The organism is Dietzia sp. DQ12-76, from assembly GCF_014145045.1.
Classification (GTDB): Bacteria; Actinomycetota; Actinomycetes; order Mycobacteriales; family Mycobacteriaceae; genus Dietzia.
The window spans coordinates 1-2,644 of the sequence record NZ_JAALDV010000477.1; the positions used below are offsets into that span (position 1 = coordinate 1).

Genomic DNA, 2,644 nt, shown 5'->3' on the forward strand with positions numbered 1-2,644 from the left:
CGGATCTGCCCGAGCACGCTCACGCCACCGTCCTGCCCGTCGGCGGCGGGCTGACCGTCGTCACGCTCTGATCCACACCGCACCGGGCGGCGGCCGGCCGGCGCCCGTGGCGCCGTCTCAGCCCGGCAGCGACGTGACCGAATTCTTGGACACGCTCACCACGCCGCCGGCACTGACGGGGAACCGCAGGCGGTCGCGTTCGTGGTCGACCCCGATCACATCACCCGCGCCGATCTGGCAGTTCTTGTCCACGATCGCCTTGCGCACCACGGCGCCGCGGCCGATCCGGACTCCGGGCATGAGCACGCTGCCCTCCACCACGGCGCCGTCCTCCACGACCACGTTGTTGGAGACCACGGAGTTGCGCACGGTGGCCGCGGAGATGATCGTGCCCGCCCCCACCATCGACTCCTGGGACATCCCACCGTTGACGAACTTGGCGGGCGGCAGGTTGTCCTGTTGCGTACGGATGGGCCACAGCTTGTTGTAGAGGTTGAAGACCGGGTGCACCGAGACCAGATCCACGTGGGCGTCGTAGAAGGCGTCGATGGTCCCGACGTCGCGCCAGTACCCCCTGTCGCGCTCCGTCTCGCCGGGGACCCGGTTCCGCGCGAAGTCGTACACGTACGCGCGCTGCTGTTCCACCAGCGCGGGGATGATGTCCCCGCCCATGTCGTGGGTGGAATCCGGCTTCTCCGCGTCGGCCTTGAGGGCGTCGACGAGCGCGTCCGCGGTGAAGATGTAGTTGCCCATCGAGGCGAAGGTCGCGTCGGGGTCGTCCGGGGTGCCCGGTGGATCGGAGGGCTTCTCGACCCAGTCGCGGATCAGGTCGTCCTCCCCCGCGTCGATGCAACCGAAGGCGAAGGCCTCACGTCGCGGGACCCGGATCCCGGCGACCGTGACCGCGGCTCCCGTCTCGATGTGGTGCTCCAGCATCTGACGGGGATCCATGCGGTACACGTGGTCCGCCCCGAAGACGACGATGTGGTCGGGCCTCTCGTCGTAGACCAGGTTCAACGACTGGAGGATGGCGTCCGCCGAACCGGTGTACCACCGGGGTCCGAGCCGCTGCTGCGCGGGGACGGGGGTGATGTACTCACCACCCATCCCGCTCATGTGCCACACCTGCGAGATGTGCCGGTCGAGGGAGTGCGACTTGTACTGGGTGAGGACGCAGATCCGCATGAAGCCGGCGTTGACGAGGTTGCTCAGGACGAAGTCGATCAACCTGTAGGACCCGCCGAACGGGACCGCTGGTTTGGCGCGGTCCGCCGTGTGCGGAAAGAGTCGCTTGCCCTCGCCACCGGCGAGGACTATTGCTAGGACGTGCGGCTGGTTCCTCACACCCCCACCGTAACGATTTCCGGGCCGCCGACGCGGGCCATCGCGGGACTTGCCCCCGCTCTGCCCCGGCAGGACACCCCGTGGTCGGGCGGGGTTCACCCGCAACGCTCCAGGGGACGTCGCGGACGGCTAGGTTGGCCGGTGTGCGAGTAGCGATGATGACGAGGGAGTATCCGCCGGAGGTCTACGGCGGGGCGGGCGTCCACGTGACCGAACTGGTGGCCACCCTGAGGCCGCTGTGTGAGGTGGACGTCCTGTGCATGGGCGCCGACCGGGACTCCGCCCGGGCGTTCCGCCCTGATCCGGAGCTGGGCGAGCACGCCAACCCCGCGATCCGCACCCTCTCGGCGGGCCTGCGCATGTGTGTGGCCGCGGAAGGGGCGGACATCGTCCACTCCCACACCTGGTACACGGGCCTCGCAGGCCACCTCGCCGGGGAGCTCTACGGGATCCCGCACGTGGTGTCCGCCCACTCGCTGGAACCCAGCCGCCCCTGGAAGGCGGAACAGCTCGGCGGGGGTTACCGCGTCTCGTCGTGGTCCGAGCGCAACGCCTTCGCACACGCGGACGCGGTGGTCGCCGTGAGTGCGCGGATGAAGGACGAGATCCTCCGCGTCTACCCCGAGGTCGACCCGGAGAAGATCCACGTGATCCTCAACGGTATCGACACCTCCGTGTGGTCGCCGGGCGAGACCTTCACCGGCGAGGACTCCGTCCTCCGCCGCCACGGTGTCGACCCGGACCGCCCGATCGTCGCGTTCGTCGGACGCATCACCCGTCAGAAGGGTGTGCCCCACCTGGTCCGTGCCGCCCGCGACTTCCACCCGGACGCCCAGCTCGTGCTGTGCGCCGGTGCGCCGGACACCCCGGAGATCGGGGCCGAGATGGAGTCCCTGGTCGGCGATCTGCAGTCCACCCGTGACGGCGTGTTCTGGCTCCGCGACATGTTGCCGCGCGACGAGGTCATCGAGATCCTCTCCGCCGCCACGGTGTTCGCGTGCCCGTCCGTGTACGAACCCCTCGGGATCGTCAACCTGGAGGCGATGGCGTGCGACACCGCGGTCGTGGCCTCCGATGTCGGGGGGATCCCGGAGGTCGTCGTCGACGGTGAGACCGGCATCCTCGTCCATTACGACGAGTCGGACCCGGACGCCTTCGAGGCCGGCCTCGCCGCCGCGGTCAACGAGCTGGTGGCCGACCCCGCCAAGGCCGCCGCCTACGGCCGTGCCGGTCAGGAGCGGGCCCGGACCCGGTTCGCGTGGGAGGCGATCGCCGAGCAGACCCACGCGATGTACGCCTC

The 2,644-nt window shown here is 69.7% G+C and carries 2 protein-coding genes; one reads left to right on the forward strand and one right to left on the reverse strand.

The window, feature by feature from the left end; all coding sequences use genetic code 11:
- Positions 1 to 117: 117 nt before the first annotated feature.
- Positions 118 to 1,344, reverse strand: coding sequence for a glucose-1-phosphate adenylyltransferase (glgC, locus tag G6019_RS15095; protein WP_107756750.1), 1,227 nt, complete (start codon positions 1,342 to 1,344; stop codon positions 118 to 120).
- Positions 1,345 to 1,487: 143 nt separating this feature from the next.
- Between glgC and glgA the strand changes: the two genes are divergently transcribed.
- On the forward strand, positions 1,488 to 2,644 hold a 1,157-nt coding region (gene glgA / locus G6019_RS15100; RefSeq protein ID WP_182627929.1), incomplete at its 3' end, for a glycogen synthase.